The following is a 16,666-nucleotide window of genomic DNA, read 5'->3' on the forward strand; positions in this document are numbered from 1 at the left end:
AAATGTAATCAACACACGGAAATTTTGTATATTTTTTGTTTATACTTCACATTTAAAACTGGATTTATGCTTACATTTGGGTAATCCTGTCGCGACAAAATGTAATCCGTTACATATGCACAGAAGTGAATACCTCACTTAGCACTGCAAAGAATAAAAAAGTGGTTTGAGAAAAAGGTAATGCCAAATATCCGAGATGTCGCTGATTTAGCCGGAGTTTCCGTGGCAACTGTGTCGCGTGCTTTGCAACAGCCTGAACGTGTTTCTCCGAAAACACGGGCGAAGGTCATGTCAGCAGTGAGTGAAGTAGGGTATAAGCCAAATCTGATGGCGGTAAAATTCCGCTCCGGTAAAACCCACAGTCTGGTAGTACTGGTTCCTACGGTGGCAAACGTATTTTTTGCCAGGGTGATTAGTGGCATGCAGGAAGCCGCAGCCGAATCCGGCTATTCACTGTTACTGGGCAATACGCTTGGCAATGCAGACATCGAGGCGAATTACGCCAAGATGGTACAAACATCTCAAGCTGACGGACTTATTCAGCTTCGCGCACACAACCCGTTTTCTGAAGATACCGGCAAGAACGACAGCATGCTGCCCATGGTGAATGCCTGTGAGGTGCTGAGTTCGAATATTTGCCCGACCGTGACACTGGATAACCGCGCCGCGGCCAGAGCCATGACCGAGCATCTGCTCTCTCTCGGTCACAAACGTATTGCGCTTTTTAAGGGCCCTGCAGACAGTCCACTCACACAGCAGCGGCTTGCCGGTTACCGTGACGCATTGCAAGCCGCCGATATTCCTTACGATCAGTCTTTACTTTTCGCCGGCGATTTTACGTTGCAGGCGGGATATGAAGCTGCCGGCCGGATGCTGGCACTGGATAACCGCCCTACTGCGGTATTCTGTGAGAACGATGAAACCGCTCTGGGTGCACTTCAGGGCTTTAAAAACGCAGGTTTGCGGGTACCTCAGGATATCTCGGTTGCCGGCTTTGATAATATCGACTTTGCCGCCTATTGCGATCCCCCTCTGACCACCATTGCACAGCCGGCAGAAGCCTTCGGCCGCACTGCTGTAAACTTGTTAGTGGACGTACTGGAAGGCAAACTGACAACGGCACCTAAAGTAATTATGCCGTTCGAACTCATTTTACGGGGCAGCACCGGGAAGGCTCCGGATTAAACAGAACGATGACTTTTACTTGCTGCGTACGCTGTAACTTCGTGAGCAAGTGCAAATGACGAAGGAGAATAACATGTCAGGCAGAAACATTAAGGCAAGTCATATTGCCAGCAAGATCGGCCAGTCCTCACTGGACCGTCGTCAATTCGTAAAACTGGGCGCAGCCGGAGCAGGCCTGCTGATGGCACCGGGATTTGCATTTGGTCAGGCTAAAGCGGAAACCCGCGTAGGATTACAGCTGTATACACTGCGCGATATGATGGCCGTCAGTGTACCCGCCGTGCTGAAACTGGTTTCAGCGGTTGGCTACAAAGAACTGGAATTCGCCGGTTATTTTGGTCACAGCCCGAAAGAAATCCGCAAAATTGTTGATGGTGAAGGCCTGTCAGCACCTTCTGCACATATTCCTCTGGATATGTTCCGCAAAGAAGGCATTAATAAAGTTATCGAAACCGCCCTCGAAGTAGGCCACAAATATGTGGTTATCCCTTATCTGACTGAAGAACAGCGCGGTACAACCATCGATGTGTACAAAAAGCTGGCAGAAGAATGCAATAAGTGGGGCGATGCCTGTAACCGTCAGGGACTGAAACTGGCCTACCACAATCATGACTTCGAATTCCACGTTACTGACGGTGTCGAGCCGTACGATGTGTTACTGAACGAAGTGGACGCTGACAAAATGGCGATGGAAATGGATTTGTTCTGGATGTTCAAAGCCAATAAAGATCCGCTGGCTTACTTTGCCAAACATCCCGGCCGCTTCAAGCTGTGGCACGTCAAAGACATGGACAAGCAGGGCCAGTTCGCTGACGTAGGTACCGGTACAATTAACTTTGCCAAAATCTTTGCCGCATCGAAGCAGGCGGGCGTAGAGCACCGTTTCGTTGAACGCGACCAGACACCGGATAAACTGCAAACTATTCAGCAAGGTTACAAAGCCGTATCCAAATTGCTGGCCGGCTAATACCTGAGTGGTCAGGTACATACGCTGAACTTTAATTCAGACGTAGGTTTTCTTTGCCGCAAAACGTAAAATGCCCGCTTTCAGAGCGGGCATTTTTGCAGTGAATATATGACAGAACTATTTGGCCAGTTAAGCCAGTGGCTATCTCCCTATTACACCCAACTGAGTATCATGCTGATGGCCACCATTCTGGTGGTGTACGGCGACATCATCAATAAACATATCAAACGGATGCTGGCGCCATATCATTTTCTTATCCGCACCACACTGTTCGTGTTGCTGTGTGCTTTCGGATACGGGCTGCTCACTATTCACGGTGCGCCGTTCCTGCTCTACCTGATAAAATACCTGCCCTGGTATTTACAGGGCGCGGGCTTTATCAGTGCATTCATCATTCTGGGCGTACTTGCCGAAAGACGGCGCTATATTTAAGCGCCTTTCTTCAGATACTCCCGGATAACATAGTGGAGGATGCCGCCGTTCTCGAAGTAGGTAAACTCATTGGCGGTATCAATCCGTACGTCCATCATAAATTGACGGGCCTCACCATCGTCAGACGTGACAGTTACCTGCACTTCCTTCTGGCCACGTTCAACAGGCGCAATGCTGTAGGTTTCGTCACCACGCAATGACAGTGATGACGCGCTGTCGCCCTCCTTAAACTGCAACGGCAGAATACCCATACCGATGAGGTTAGAACGGTGAATACGCTCATAACTCTCTACCATTACGGCTTTGACACCTAATAATGACGGCCCTTTGGCTGCCCAGTCCCGGCTTGAGCCTGTACCGTACTCTTTGCCTCCGATAACCACAGCCGGCACACCGTCTTCACGGTAGCGCATGGCCGCATGGAAAATAGACATGGCATCACCGCTGGGATAATGGGTGGTTGCGCTGCCGGTGGTGCCGGGTGCTAACTGATTTTTCAGTCTCACATTGGCAAACGTACCCCGCATCATCACCTCGTGGTTACCACGGCGAGATCCCAGAGAGTTAAAGTCTTCCGGCTTCATACCCTGCTCCTGCAGATATTGTCCTGCGGGGCTGTCCGGGGCAATGGCGCCGGCAGGAGAAATATGGTCGGTGGTAATGGAATCACCCACCTTCACCAGACAACGTGCACCTTCGATGGCACTCAGTGCCGCAGGTTCACTGCCCATGTCAGCAAAGAAAGGCGGATGTTTGATGTAAGAGGAGTCCGGCCAGTCATACACAGAGCTTGAAGACACATCCAGTTTGTTCCAGATGTCATTGCCTTTAAATACATCCGCGTATTTCTGCTTAAACAGATCGCCCGATACATAGTCGTTAATTTTCGCCTGAATTTCCTGTTCTGATGGCCACAGATCTTTCAGATAAACCGGTTTTCCGTTCTTATCTGTACCGATTGGCTCACGGGTAATATCCACTTTCATATTACCAGCCAGCGCGTATGCCACCACAAGCGGTGGAGAAGCCAGGTAGTTAGCCGCTACATCCGGATGGATGCGACCTTCAAAGTTACGGTTACCGGACAATACTGAGGTAACGGTGATTTTCGCATCGTTAATTGCACGGGAAATTTCCTCGGGCAACGGACCTGAGTTTCCGATACAGGTAGTACAGCCGTATCCCACAAGGTTAAACCCAAGTTGCTCAAGGGGCTCCATGAGTCCTGCATCTTCCAGATACTGTGTGACCACCTGTGAACCAGGCGCCAGTGAAGTTTTCACCCAGGGCTTACGGGTCAGACCCAGTTCCACCGCTTTCTTCGCCAGCAGGCCGGCACCGATAAGCACTGACGGGTTAGACGTATTCGTACAACTGGTGATGGCGGCAATAACTATTGCACCGTCTTCCAGATTAAATTTCTCACCGTTGAAGTTGACGAAAGAATCCTGCTCTTCATCCACTTCTGCCATATCGCCGCCTTCAGCAACAAATTTAGCTTCTTCACCTTCGACTTTTATATCAATCTGAGACTGATACCAGTCAGTGAAGGCACTGGCGGCAGTATCAAGAGCAATACGGTCCTGCGGACGTTTGGGTCCTGCAATAGAAGGCACCACATCGGCCAGGTCCAATTCCAGCGTTTCGTGATAAATGGCATCTTTGGTGTGATCGTCGTGCCACAGACCGGCTGATTTTGCGTAGGCTTCGACCAGTTCAATCTGTTCGTCAGGACGACCGGTCAGCTTCAGGTAATCCAGTGCCACGCTGTCTACCGGGAAGATACCGCAGGTGGCTCCGTATTCAGGCGCCATGTTTGCAATGGTCGCGCGGTCTGCAGTGGTAAGGTATTTAATGCCAGGCCCGTAGAATTCAACGAACTTGCCCACCACACCATGCTCTCGCAGTTGCTCAGTGATCGTCAGAACCATGTCAGTAGCAGTTACGCCGGGATTCAACTTTCCGGTTAAACGGAAGCCCACCACGTCCGGGCGCAGCATGGTAACGGGTTGTCCCAGCATGGCCGCTTCGGCTTCAATACCACCTACGCCCCAGCCAAGCACACCAAGACCGTTAATCATCGTGGTATGAGAATCTGTGCCTACCAGCGTATCCGGATACACCAGTGTGTCGTCTCCTTCCTGTTTGGTAAATGCACAACGTGCGAGATATTCCAGGTTCACCTGGTGCACGATACCCCGGCCCGGCGGCACCACTTTGAAGTTGTCAAAAGAAGACTGTCCCCATTTCAGAAACTGATAGCGCTCACGGTTTCGCTGAACTTCCACACCGGTGTTTTTCTCGAAGGCATCCTCTGAGGCAAAATAATCCACCATAACAGAGTGGTCGATAACCAGTTCTACAGGGTTCAGAGGGTTAATGGTTTGTGCATCTCCCCCTAAATTATTTACCGCATCACGCATGGCGGCGAGGTCAACAATGGCGGGCACGCCGGTAAAGTCCTGCAGGATTACCCTGGCCGGTACGAAGGAAATTTCATGCTGACTGTCATCTTTAATATCCCACTTCGCCACTTTCTCAATATCTTCGCTGCTTACGAATTCCTTGTCTTCGTGGCGGATTAAGTTTTCCAGCAGGATCTTTATGCAGAAAGGCAGACGGTCGAGGTCGAATTGCTGCCCAATGGAATCGAAACTGATTGCTTTGAATGCATTATCGCCAACATTAACGGTCGTAAACTTCTGATATTTCACGTTTTCACCTTTCAAATTGAATGAGTGCGCGGTTCTGTATGGCCTGAACAGACAAAAAAGCGCCGGAGAATTTCTCATTCATACGGTAATGTTGTGAAAAAAAGTTCACCCGTTCACCACATCGGATTTGTTTAGAATTGGTTAATAAAGATGGTGTTTTCGATTAACGGGCACGGTATGCTATTTGTACAGGGTAAACTCACAAAAGAAGAATTATAAAAACATGGGCAAAACGCGACATCACGAATTAATCGATCAACTGCAACTGGAACCACACCCGGAAGGCGGATTTTACAGGCAGATATTCAAGTCTGATAAACAGGTTAATTCACCTGCACACGGTCTGGGCCGCCCCGCCATGACGCATATCTACTTTTTGTTGCTTGAAGGCCAGGTAAGCCGCTTCCACCGCGTTTTACACGATGAAGTCTGGAACCATTACGAGGGAGCGCCGTTGCGTCTGTACCACATTCATCAGCAACAGCTGAGAGAACAGCGGATTGGTGGCAGGGAACATGGCTATGCAGCTGTCATTCCGGCCGGCAACTTTCAGGCCGCTGAAACCACCGGAGAATACACTCTCGTGGGCTGCAGCGTAGCGCCGGGCTTTGACTTCGCAGACTTCAGTTTCATTGAGGAACCGTCACTGAAACAATGGATTGAGATCGCCCACCCGGATATGTCACGTTTTATCTGAATCAACAGACCGGCGTGACATCACGCCCGTCTTCACTATGCCTGTGCAGTCCGCAATCTTAAAACCGGGCGCTCATCAATGAAAATGTGGATCAGCGCAGTGATACCGGCAATCACACAGGCACTCCACCAGACTACATCGTAAGAACCGGTGGTATCGTACAGATAACCACCCAGCCAGACTCCGCTGAATGAACCCAGCTGATGGCTTAAAAACACAATGCCATACAGCAGCCCCATGTGCGGCAAACCGAATAACTGCGCCACCAGCCCGGATGTAGGCGGCACCGTGGCCAGCCACAACAAACCAGTCACAATAGAGAATATGTAAACCGATGTTGATGACATAGGAAAATACATGAAGCCGGCAATGGCGACAGCCCGCAATGCGTAAATGAGGGTGAGCAGATTTTTCTTGGAATATTTACCCGCCCATGAGCCGGACAACAGGCAGCCAAAGATGTTAAACAACCCGATAAGTGCCAGGCTCATGACCGCGATGTCAGCAGTAAAGCCCCTGTCAGCAAGAAATGCAGGCATATGCACGGTAATGAATGCCAGCTGGAAACCGCACACATAAAACCCCACCACAATCAGCCAGTAATGGGGGTAAGTACAAGCCTCTTTCAGCGCTTCTTTCACGGTCTGACGCACCTGTGTGTTGCCCTGCGCCGCCTGTTGCCCGCCGCTGCCGGTTAATGAACCGGCCATCAGGCTCATCATCAGCGCACTTCCCGCCATCAGTAACAACGCATTGCTCCAGCCATAAGCGGCAATAAAATGCTGTGCAACGGGTACTACCAGCAACTGTCCGGCGGAGCCGGCAGCACTGCCAAGACCTAAGGCAAATGAGCGTTTTTCCGGAGACACCATTCTCGCCATCGCAGGCAATACCACACCCAAACCGGAGGCGGCGATGCCCATCCCCATCAGCAAGCCGGCTCCCACATTCAGGCTGCCGGCGCTGTCACTGAAGGCAGTAACCGCTAAACCACCGGCATACAGGAAGGCGCCCAGAATAACGGTTTTTACGGTACCGAAACGGTCTGCCATCGCCCCGGCAACAGGCTGAAAGAGTCCCCACCATAAATTTTGCATCGCCAGCGCAAAAGCAAACACCTCCCGGCCGTAGCCAAACTCTGAGGAAACAGGCTCCATGAAGAAACCCATGGAAGAACGCAATCCAAAATTGAGCGATAACAATATGCAGGCAAAAGCGATGGAGAAACTGAGGAGTCTGACCGGCTGTGACATGAGGCATCCTTGTGATGCAGCCCTTTCCACTCCGGTATCTGCTTGCGGTAAAAGGCTGAAACGTAAAAAGGCATACTACCGCTTTTCGTATGCCTTTAATACTCAGTGGATGTAAGGTTTTTCCCGCCGGCTCAGCCTTTCATATCTTCCAGTTCACGACCGCGGGTTTCATACACGTACTTGCTGACAAAAATCACTGACAGCACAGCACATAATGCATAGAAGCCGTATGCGCCTGCCAGACCAATACCGGCCAGCATCATCGGGAAAGTCCATGTGATAGCGAAGTTTGTCAGCCACTGGATCAATCCGCTCACCGCCAGACCGGAGCCACGGATTTGATTGGGGAACATTTCTCCCAGCATCACCCACATGACCGGTCCCCATGAGAAGTTGAAGCAGAACACATACAGATTGGCAGCAATCAGTGCAACAGGTCCCCAGGCACCCATTATCAGTTTTCCGTCCATCCCCTGCTCTGCGTTGCCAAACGCGACAACCAGCGCGATAAGCGTGACAGACATACCGGCAGAACCCCACTTCAACAGCGGTTTACGGCCCACTTTATCGATGATTGCCAGGGTAACCAGACAGGCAGCAATACTGATGGCTCCGCTTATCACGTTGATCAGAAGGGCGTCACTTTCTGAGAAGCCGACGGCCTGCCATAACACCGCGCCGTAATAGAACACCACGTTAATACCCACCAGTTGCTGCAAGGTGGCAAGGCCCAGACCAATCCACACGATGGGTCTGACCTTTCCGGTATCCGGTTGTTTCAGGTCGCTCAGGCGAGGCTGATGATCATTTGCCAGTGTGGATTCAATTTCAGTCAGCTTGCCCGCTCCTGCATCACCGTAAAGCTTGCCCAAAACCTGCTGCGCCTTGACTTTATCTCCTTTAACGACAAGGAAACGGGGACTTTCAGGTATAAATAGCAGCATCAGTAAGAACAACGACGCCGGGATAAGCTCCATCCAGAACATCCAGCGCCAGGCTGCATAATCCATCCACAGAGCCTGCGTAGAACCCGAGGCGAAATCAGCAAGAATATAGTTACTGAGAAAAGCGGCAAATAACCCGCTGATAATCGCGATTTGCTGAATCGACGTGAGCATGCCACGGTATCTGGCAGGCGAAACTTCGACAATATAAGCCGGTGCCATGACAGAGGCAGCGCCTACCGCAAGCCCACCCAGGATACGATAGAAAACAAACTCACCACCACTGGTTGAAACGCCGGAGCCCCAGGCACTGATAATAAAGAACACTGCCGCCACCAGCAGCAATGCCCTTCTGCCGTACTTATCTGCCAGCCGCCCGGCAAAAAAAGCACCGACGGCACACCCTAAAAGCATACTGGAAACATTAAATCCCGTACCCACACTTTCTGACTGAAAGGCGGCCTGCAAACCGTCAACAGTGCCGTTAATAACGCCACTGTCGAACCCGAATAAGAAACCACCAATGGTGGCAACAACACTGATGAAGAGTATAAAACTCCTGTTTTCAGAGGGCTTGTCTGTACTTGCTGATAACACGGTTTCCATAGGGTACTGATTCTCCGTTATTAATAATTCTGCGTCATTTAAGTTTCATTGCTCTCTAGATGGCGGCAAACTTTGATAAACCTTCCACGGGCAAGTCATCCAGACTTTGGGGCCGGTGTGCCTGACGGTACTCCACCGGAGTCTGGTTAAAATGCTTGCGGAATATGGCATACATGTATTGAATCGACGGGTAGCCACAAATTTCTGCGATTTCAACTGCGGCTTCATCAGTTTCCTTCAGCATTTTGCAGGCACGGCTGAGTTTTTCGTTATGAATTTCGGTGTGAATACTGTGTCCCCGCTCCTCTTTGAAACGGCCCTCCAGGTTTGAGCGGGATATACCTACGTAGTCCAGCACCTGGTCAACCTTAATACCCCGACATGCGTTATGCCGTATGAAATGCATAGCCTGCATTACCAGCGGGTCTTTAATCGCTTTGTAATCGGTAGACTGCCGTTCAGCTACACGCTCGGGTGGTACGAGTACCGGCGCTTTGCTGACTGGTAAACCCTGCAATTGCCGGTGCAGCATTCTTGCAGCCTGAAACCCCATGTCAAAACAGCCCTGCTTCACTGATGTCAGACTGACACGACTCAGGTACCGGGCCAGCTCGTCATCATCTATACCTATCACTGAATACCTTTCAGGAATGAGTAAGCCAAGATGATCACAGGCTTGCAGCAGGTGACGGGCCCGCGCATCGGTAACTGCCACGATTCCGGTCGGTTCCGGTAAACTATTCAGCCAGTCGGTGAGTCGTTTTAAAGAATACTGCCAGGTTTCCGGGCGTACGGCATGACCACGATAAACGAAACACTCATAGCCTTCCCGCCGAGTCAATTCCAGCATGGCGCGTTCACGCTCATGTGCCCACCGGTTCTGAGAGTCAAGAGGCGCACCGTAAAAGGCGAATTGTTCTATGCCTTTTTGTTTTAAATGTTCAAATGCAGCTTCAACCAATGCAAAGTTATCGGTAGCGACGTAGGGCACTTGGGGATAATCAGCCTTATTTTGATAAGAACCGCCTACTGCCACTACCGGCACTCTGGCTTTAGTCAGCGCTTTTTCAATAGCAGGATTATCAAAATCCGCAATAATTCCGTTTCCGCTCCACTCGTCCAGATGCTCCAGCCGGGTCATAAAGTCCTCTTCAAGATACAAGTCCCAGTCGGCTTTCGACGTTTGCAAATATCGGCCTATACCTTCGATAATCTGACGGTCATAAACCTTACTGGCATTAAACAGCAGCGTGATACTGTGTGACTTTTCGAACATAGCTGGCCCCGACTAATAAGATTCCGTAAAGCAATTTATGAATATTGTTTTTACGCATCCTAAACCACTGCAAAGCAATTAACAAAAAGATTACAAAATTTCATAATTGCTCTGATCGCTTTTGATAATCAACATAGAGGAATAGCGGATTACCAGAAGTGAAAACAACATGTACATAGGCATTGATTTAGGCACCTCAGGGGTAAAAGTGGTGTTAACAGACGAACAGGGCGCGGTGTTAAGAACCACCCATGCGTCTCTGGATGTGTCGATGCCAAGGGCTTTATGGTCAGAGCAGGATCCGGCAGACTGGTGGGAAGCGACCTGTCAGTGTCTGGATGCGCTGAAAGCATCGCAGGACTTAAGTACCGTGAAGGCTATCGGACTGAGCGGACAAATGCACGGGGCAACCTTGCTGGATGAAAACGGTGACGTGTTGCGCCCTGCCATTTTGTGGAACGACGGCCGGTGCGACGATGAATGTCATGAAATAGAAGCGGCCGTGAGCGACGCACGTCAGCGCAGCGGTAATATCGTGATGGCAGGCTTCACCGCGCCTAAAATCCTGTGGATTAAGCACCATGAACCTGATGTCTACAGACGCATTCACAAAGTATTGTTGCCCAAAGATTACCTGCGTTACAAACTGACCGGTGAATTTGCCAGCGAAATGTCAGATGCAGCCGGCACTATCTGGCTGAATACGGAATCCCGTAAATGGGACAGCACATTGCTGGCTGCCACAGGGCTGAATGAATCTCATATGCCGGCACTTTTCGAAGGGAATGCGGTTACCGGAGAGCTGACGGCCAGCCTTGCCGAACGCTGGGGCATGAAATCCGTCCCTGTTGCCGGCGGCGGTGGCGATAACGCTGCCGGCGCTATTGGCTGCGGTATTGTTGATCCGGGTCAGGCCATGCTGTCACTGGGCACATCCGGGGTTTACTTTGCCGTCACCGATACCTTTCGCATTAACACAGAGCAGGCTGTACACAGCTTCTGTCATGCTCTGCCTTCCCGCTGGCATATGATGTCGGTAATGCTGAGTGCTGCGAGCTGTTTACAATGGTACGCAGCTCAAAGTGGTTACGAGGATGTAGGGGCGATGCTTGATGATGTTGAGCAGTCAGTCTCTTATTCTGATGAAGCTACGCCGTTGTTTTTGCCTTACCTGACCGGTGAGCGGACACCGCATAATAATCCTTATGCGAAAGCAGCCTTTTTCGGGGTCACAGCCAGCACTACCCGCGCACACTTGGCCAGAGCTGTTATTGAAGGTGTTTCCATGGCGCTGGCAGACGGCATGGACGCAGTGCATCAAAGTGGCGTCAGTGTATCGTCAATCAGTCTGATAGGCGGCGGAGCGAAAAGTCCTTTCTGGCGACAATTGCTCAGCGATATCAGCGGTCAGACCTTAACTTACCGCAAAGGCGGCGATGTTGGCCCTGCGCTCGGAGCGGCAAGGCTTGCGCAACTGGCGGTGAATCCCGACAAATCCTTATCTGATATTTGTTTCCAGCCCGAAGCAGAAGCGGAATATAAACCAGACCCCAAAGTTAACGAAGCCTATTTAGCAAAACGTCAGCAGTTCCGTGAGCTTTACTACGCCATAGAACCTTTCTGGTCGTCACCGAAAAAACAGAAAACTTTCACGAATTAACATAATTGTTGAACTGCGCAGGGTCTTTCACACTGTCTTCACCATAACCCTGCCTGAACAGGAAAAAGAATATGAGCAACTATTTCGACGCAATTCCAAAGATCAAATACGAAGGCGCGGACTCGACCAATCCGCTGGCATTTAAACACTACAACCCGGAAGAAGTGATCATGGGTAAAACCATGGAAGCGCACCTTCGATTTGCTGCCTGCTATTGGCACAACTTCTGCTGGGACGGAGCTGATGTATTCGGTGGCGGCACATTTAATCGTCCCTGGCTGACTCAGGGTGATGCCATGACGCAAGCTAAAGCGAAGGCGGATGCGGCTTTCTCATTTCTGGAAAAGCTCGGCGCGCCTTACTACTGCTTTCACGATGTTGATGTGGCACCGGAAGGTCAGTTTCTGAAAGAATACGTGCACAACTTTTCCACCATGACTGAAGTGCTGGCGCACAAGCAGGAAGAAACCGGCATGAAACTGCTCTGGGGCACGGCGAATGTATTCAGCCACCCCCGTTACATGTCAGGCGCAGCAACCAACCCGGATCCGGCCGTGTTTGCCCGCGCAGCCACTCAGGTATTTCATGCGATGAACGCCACCAAACAACTGGGCGGTGAAAACTACGTGTTGTGGGGCGGCCGTGAAGGTTACGAAACCCTGCTGAACACCGATTTAAAACGTGAACGTCAGCAACTGGGGCGCTTCATGAATATGGTGGTAGAACACAAACACAAAATCGGCTTTGACGGCCTGCTGCTGATAGAACCTAAGCCACAGGAACCGACGAAACATCAGTACGACTACGACACAGCAACCGTACACGGCTTCCTGTCTGAATTTGGTTTAGAGAAAGAGTTTGCCGTAAACATTGAAGCCAACCACGCCACCTTGTCCGGCCACTCTTTCCATCACGAAATTGCCACTGCATTTGCACTGGGTATCTTTGGCTCTATTGATGCCAACCGCGGCGACCCGCAATTAGGCTGGGATACTGACCAGTTCCCTAATTCAGTAGAAGAAATGACACTGATTTGTTACGAAATTCTGAAAAATGGTGGCTACACCTCAGGCGGCTTTAACTTTGACACCAAATTACGCCGTCAAAGCACCGAACCGGAGGACTTATTCCTGGGCCACATTGGGGGCATGGATACCTGTGCGCTGGGCCTGAAGAAAGCCGCTGCACTGCTGGAGTCAGAAGCACTGGGTAACGCCGTTGAGAAACGCTATGCTGGCTGGTCAGAAGATTTCGGCCAGCAGGTATTAAACGGTAAAATGTCGCTGGAAGACGTAGCTAAGTTCGCCAGCGATAACGCACTGGATCCCAAGCCGGTATCCGGCAAACAGGAAGGCCTGGAAAACATCGTAAACCAGGTGATCTACAAGTAAGCTGGCTGGCGCTGACCGGTTTGCTGTATCATGGCTCCTCGTTTTTACGGGGAGCCTGTTTTGTTGAAGTTTTCAGATCGTGCCAACGCCATTACACCCTTCTATGCCATGGCTTTTTCAGAGAAAGCCAGTGCCCTTGAAGCAAAAGGGCATCATGTCGTCAGACTCAATATTGGCGAACCGGATTTCGGTGCTCCGGGTCCGGTCGTGCAGGCCATGCAGGACGTCATGGAAAAGGCAGAACTGCCCTACACGTCAGCCTTAGGTTTACCGGCCCTGCGGGAAGCCATTGCCGGTTTCTATCTTCAGCGACATGGTGTTGCTGTCAATCCAAACAATGTTGTGGTGACTGCAGGAGCATCCGCCGCGCTGCTTCTGGTGAGTGCCGCACTGGTTAACCACGGCGACAAAGTGATGCTGGCCGACCCGGCCTACCCGTGCAACCGTCAGTTTATCCGAAGCTTTGGCGGGCAGTTGCAAAGCATTCCCGCAGGCGCTGAACAGCGCTTTCAGCTGACACCACAAAGCGTGCAGGCAAACTGGCAGAGCGATACCAAAGGTGTGATGCTGGCATCACCGTCTAATCCCACGGGCACATCAGTGCCTGAAAGTGATCTGGCGGCAGTATGCGATTTTGTAAAATCCCGTGATGGCTGGCGCATTGTTGACGAAATTTACCTGAATCTCAGCCATCATGGTCACGCTCAGACCGTACTGGCTTTTGACCCCGACGCCATTGTGATCAACAGCTTTTCAAAGTACTTCGGTATGACCGGCTGGCGTTTAGGCTGGTGTGTAGTGCCGGATGACATGGTGCCGGTGATGGAGCGTCTGGCGCAGAACTTATACATTTGCCCGTCGACCCCCGCGCAATATGCGGCGCTGGCCTGTTTCACCCCGGAAACCCTGAACGTTTGCGAAGGACGCAGAGATATTCTGCTGCACCGGCGTCAGCGGGTTCTTGATGGCTTAAAGCAGGCTGGATTGTCCGTGGATGTGGAGCCGGACGGCGCGTTTTATGTATATATCAACGTCACCTCTACCGGTCTGAACGCCATGACATTCTGTGAGCGGTTACTGGAAGAACAGCACGTTGCCCTGACACCGGGTAATGATTTTGGCGAGGCCACCGGTGATGACTATGTGCGTTTGTCCTTCGCAGCTTCAGAAACTGCACTGGATGAAGGTATAAAGCGTATCGGTACTTTCCTGGCGTCACTGTGATTTATCAGGACTGGTTGCGGCTTAAATATAGAAAAGCCGGTCAGCGGCTCCTGAAAGCAGCGGAACCGGCTTTGTGAGTACATTTATTTAAAACTGATATTTCACACTGGCAGTGTAATTCACCGGCGAGCCCGGCATTACCCAAAGCTTGTGGTATGAGTTTTCAAAGTACACTTCATCAAACAGGTTATTGACGTCGAACTTCACACTCAGCTTCTCATTTAATGCCAGCGAAGCCGACAGGTTCACCAGCGTATAGGACGGCAGTATAAATCCGGCGTCAGTGGTTTCCCCCAGGCGGTCGCCCACATAACGCACCGTTGCACCGAAGAACGCCTCTTTTTCCATCAGTTTCGTGTAGTGATTCAGCGAGATATAACCTGCATGTTTTGCCACATTGATCAGGCGGGAACCTTTCGGAATGGTCACGCCCCAATCGAGGTTGTTCACTTCATTGGCGGTTTGCGCATCCGTGTAAGCATACGAGAAATCCAGACGGGTATTGGCTGTTAAGTCTGTGGTCAACTGAAACTCAATGCCCTGACTCTCCACTGTACCTAATGTCGCCGACAACCCGGTGTTGGGCTCTGCTGTCAGCATATTGGTTTTTTCAGCGTCAAAGATAGCAATGCTACCGGAGAACCGCTCAGCCAGATTTTCCCACTTAGCACCCACTTCAAACGAGGTTGTTTCTTCCGGGTCAAACGCGTTGCGGTCGGAATCAAGCCCGGGGTTGGGTCTGAATCCTTCGGCATAGCTGGTATACAGGCTGACCTTTTCGTTTACAGCATAAGTCAGGCCGAGACGGGGCGTGACCACTGTTTGATCCTGGCTCTGACCGGCACCTGCCAGATGGTCATAAATTTCCTGCTCAAATTTGTCTACACGGAAACCCAGCAGAAGTTTAGTGGCTTCATTCAACTCGATGAGATCCTGCGCATAAAAACCCAGACCCTGTTGCTTTTCTGCAGTAAGGGTAACAGGCGATACATCAGGACGGGCTATGGTGTAATCAGGATTGGCCGGATCGATACTGTAAGTGGTGTCACCGGCACCCCAGGCTGTACGCCAGCGACGATAGTCTGTATCGATATGATAATTATAGTAATCAAGACCAATCAGCAGGTTATTGGTTAAACCGGCAACCTCTGCTTCGCCGCTCAATTCTGCACGTAAGGATAAATCCTGCGCTTCATAATCACGGGTTCTTCGCTGGCGCGACAGAATATCCGGATCAGTCAGTAATAACTGACGACCAGCCGACAATTCTGTATCTGAAGATTGTCCTTTCATGGATGAATCGCGGTACGCCATACCTGTAAGCAGGTGCCAGCTGTGAGTCAGTTCGTGGTTCAGCACCAGTTGATGACCGAAGGTTTTCACTTCATGTGCACCGTCCCGGATATCACCGTAAAAGTCTTCAGGGTTCACCGCATCAAAATCGTTGTCCAGCACATAGACACCACGGTCCAGCGGTTTCTCCTGATCAAGGATTTCCATCTGATAACTCAAACTGGTTACGTCGGACAGGTTCCAGATAAACGAAGGATTGATATTGAGGTTTTTAAAGAAAACGGTATCCCTGTATGTGTCAGAGTCTTCATATGAACCATTGAGCCGGTAAGCCATGTCTTCATTCAGACCATTCGTGTAATCGAATTCAACCTCTTTCTTACTGTAATTACCCAGTGTGCCCTGAACGTAGCCCTGTTCATCAAACTGTGGCTTTTTAGTAACGATATTGATGGTACCGCCGGGTTCTCCCTGACCATACAAGGCCGAGCCGGGGCCCTTCATCACTTCAACTGACTGAATATTTACGGTGCCGCGGTTCCCGCTGTAACCGCGAACATTGAAGCCGTTAATGAGATAGCCGGTGGCGTTGTTTTCATCGCCTGAGAAACCACGAATAGCAAAGCTGTCGAACATGCCTCCGGAGTTATTCTGTCTGACTACAGCAGGAGAAAAGTCCAGCGCATCGATAAACCGGGTAATGCCTTCATTGGCTAACTGATCTGCACTGATACGATCAACTGCCTGAGGCGTTTGAATTAACGGAACATTGCCACGGTAAGGCTGGAAGTGTCGCTTCACTTCAATGTGTTCCACGTCATCCTTCTTTTCCTGCGCGGCAATAACACTCTCTTGTGCTGCTGCGCTGGTGGATAGTGCGAGTAATGAATATAAAAACTGCTTTTTCATAAAATCTTCTGTGCCGGGAATTTACCGGCACAAAATGTTATAACATCACAAAAGCTACCGCAAACAGATTTTTAAAAAACTTTCATGACACACGGAATACGTTTCAGGAATCGAT

12 protein-coding genes are annotated in these 16,666 nt (G+C 50.6%); 7 read left to right on the plus strand and 5 right to left on the minus strand.

Going from position 1 to position 16,666, the window contains the following annotated elements:
* Positions 1-180: 180 nt before the first annotated feature.
* The 3 genes from DS731_RS19160 to DS731_RS19170 all read left to right on the plus strand — a co-directional run bounded on the left by DS731_RS19160 (position 181) and on the right by DS731_RS19170 (position 2,584).
* Positions 181-1,185 carry a LacI family DNA-binding transcriptional regulator gene (locus DS731_RS19160; protein WP_119502822.1) on the plus strand — a complete coding sequence of 335 codons (1,005 nt, stop codon included), beginning with the start codon at positions 181-183 and terminating at the stop codon, positions 1,183-1,185.
* Between the two features lie 73 nt (positions 1,186-1,258).
* Positions 1,259-2,152, plus strand: a complete 894-nt coding sequence (locus DS731_RS19165; RefSeq protein ID WP_119502823.1) for a sugar phosphate isomerase/epimerase family protein — start codon at positions 1,259-1,261, stop codon at positions 2,150-2,152.
* Positions 2,153-2,260: 108 nt separating this feature from the next.
* Entirely contained in the window at positions 2,261-2,584 is a 324-nt protein-coding gene (locus DS731_RS19170; protein ID WP_119502824.1) for a DUF3392 family protein, read from the plus strand.
* Here the strand turns inward: DS731_RS19170 and acnA are convergent.
* Complete coding sequence (gene acnA / locus DS731_RS19175) at positions 2,581-5,376, minus strand: aconitate hydratase AcnA (RefSeq protein ID WP_119502825.1); 2,796 nt, start codon at positions 5,374-5,376, stop codon at positions 2,581-2,583. The two genes, DS731_RS19170 and acnA, sit on opposite strands and share 4 nt — an antisense overlap.
* Before the next feature lie 145 nt (positions 5,377-5,521).
* Between acnA and DS731_RS19180 the strand changes: the two genes are divergently transcribed.
* Positions 5,522-5,995, plus strand: coding sequence for a cupin domain-containing protein (locus tag DS731_RS19180; protein WP_119502826.1), 474 nt, complete (start codon positions 5,522-5,524; stop codon positions 5,993-5,995).
* Between the two features lie 35 nt (positions 5,996-6,030).
* On the opposite strand, the gene DS731_RS19185 is transcribed toward DS731_RS19180, so the two are convergent.
* The 3 genes from DS731_RS19185 to DS731_RS19195 form a co-directional block, all read right to left on the minus strand.
* Positions 6,031-7,248, minus strand: coding sequence for an MFS transporter (locus DS731_RS19185; protein ID WP_119502827.1), 1,218 nt, complete (start codon positions 7,246-7,248; stop codon positions 6,031-6,033).
* 131 nt (positions 7,249-7,379) lie between these two features.
* A complete protein-coding gene (locus tag DS731_RS19190) occupies positions 7,380-8,798 on the minus strand; it encodes a sugar porter family MFS transporter (RefSeq protein ID WP_119502828.1) in 1,419 nt (472 codons plus the stop codon).
* 55 nt (positions 8,799-8,853) lie between these two features.
* A complete protein-coding gene (locus DS731_RS19195) occupies positions 8,854-10,074 on the minus strand; it encodes a XylR family transcriptional regulator (RefSeq protein WP_119502829.1) in 1,221 nt (406 codons plus the stop codon).
* Between the two features lie 169 nt (positions 10,075-10,243).
* On the opposite strand from DS731_RS19195, the gene xylB reads away from it, so the two are divergent.
* The 3 genes from xylB (at position 10,244) to DS731_RS19210 (ending at position 14,349) form a co-directional block, all read left to right on the plus strand.
* Entirely contained in the window at positions 10,244-11,734 is a 1,491-nt protein-coding gene (gene xylB, locus DS731_RS19200; protein ID WP_119502830.1) for a xylulokinase, read from the plus strand.
* 71 nt (positions 11,735-11,805) lie between these two features.
* Positions 11,806-13,125 carry a xylose isomerase gene (gene xylA, locus DS731_RS19205; RefSeq protein WP_119502831.1) on the plus strand — a complete coding sequence of 440 codons (1,320 nt, stop codon included), beginning with the start codon at positions 11,806-11,808 and terminating at the stop codon, positions 13,123-13,125.
* A 63-nt stretch (positions 13,126-13,188) separates the two neighbouring features.
* A complete protein-coding gene (locus DS731_RS19210) occupies positions 13,189-14,349 on the plus strand; it encodes a pyridoxal phosphate-dependent aminotransferase (RefSeq protein WP_181013677.1) in 1,161 nt (386 codons plus the stop codon).
* 87 nt (positions 14,350-14,436) lie between these two features.
* On the opposite strand, the gene DS731_RS19215 is transcribed toward DS731_RS19210, so the two are convergent.
* Positions 14,437-16,551 carry a TonB-dependent siderophore receptor gene (locus DS731_RS19215; protein ID WP_119502833.1) on the minus strand — a complete coding sequence of 705 codons (2,115 nt, stop codon included), beginning with the start codon at positions 16,549-16,551 and terminating at the stop codon, positions 14,437-14,439.
* Positions 16,552-16,666 lie beyond the last annotated feature (115 nt).

It is taken from the genome of Alteromonas sp. RKMC-009 (assembly GCF_003584565.2).
GTDB lineage: Bacteria > Pseudomonadota > Gammaproteobacteria > Enterobacterales > Alteromonadaceae > Alteromonas.

What these genes read in the sequence shown, in the direction of transcription:
- DS731_RS19160 (WP_119502822.1), top strand. Translation starts at nt 181, where the DNA reads ATGCCAAATATCCGAGATGTCGCTGATTTAGCCGGAGTTTCCGTGGCA.
- DS731_RS19165 (WP_119502823.1), top strand. Translation starts at nt 1,259, where the DNA reads ATGTCAGGCAGAAACATTAAGGCAAGTCATATTGCCAGCAAGATCGGC.
- DS731_RS19170 (WP_119502824.1), top strand. Translation starts at nt 2,261, where the DNA reads ATGACAGAACTATTTGGCCAGTTAAGCCAGTGGCTATCTCCCTATTAC.
- acnA (WP_119502825.1), bottom strand. Translation starts at nt 5,376, where the DNA reads ATGAGAAATTCTCCGGCGCTTTTTTGTCTGTTCAGGCCATACAGAACC.
- DS731_RS19180 (WP_119502826.1), top strand. Translation starts at nt 5,522, where the DNA reads ATGGGCAAAACGCGACATCACGAATTAATCGATCAACTGCAACTGGAA.
- DS731_RS19185 (WP_119502827.1), bottom strand. Translation starts at nt 7,248, where the DNA reads ATGTCACAGCCGGTCAGACTCCTCAGTTTCTCCATCGCTTTTGCCTGC.
- DS731_RS19190 (WP_119502828.1), bottom strand. Translation starts at nt 8,798, where the DNA reads ATGGAAACCGTGTTATCAGCAAGTACAGACAAGCCCTCTGAAAACAGG.
- DS731_RS19195 (WP_119502829.1), bottom strand. Translation starts at nt 10,074, where the DNA reads ATGTTCGAAAAGTCACACAGTATCACGCTGCTGTTTAATGCCAGTAAG.
- xylB (WP_119502830.1), top strand. Translation starts at nt 10,244, where the DNA reads ATGTACATAGGCATTGATTTAGGCACCTCAGGGGTAAAAGTGGTGTTA.
- xylA (WP_119502831.1), top strand. Translation starts at nt 11,806, where the DNA reads ATGAGCAACTATTTCGACGCAATTCCAAAGATCAAATACGAAGGCGCG.
- DS731_RS19215 (WP_119502833.1), bottom strand. Translation starts at nt 16,551, where the DNA reads ATGAAAAAGCAGTTTTTATATTCATTACTCGCACTATCCACCAGCGCA.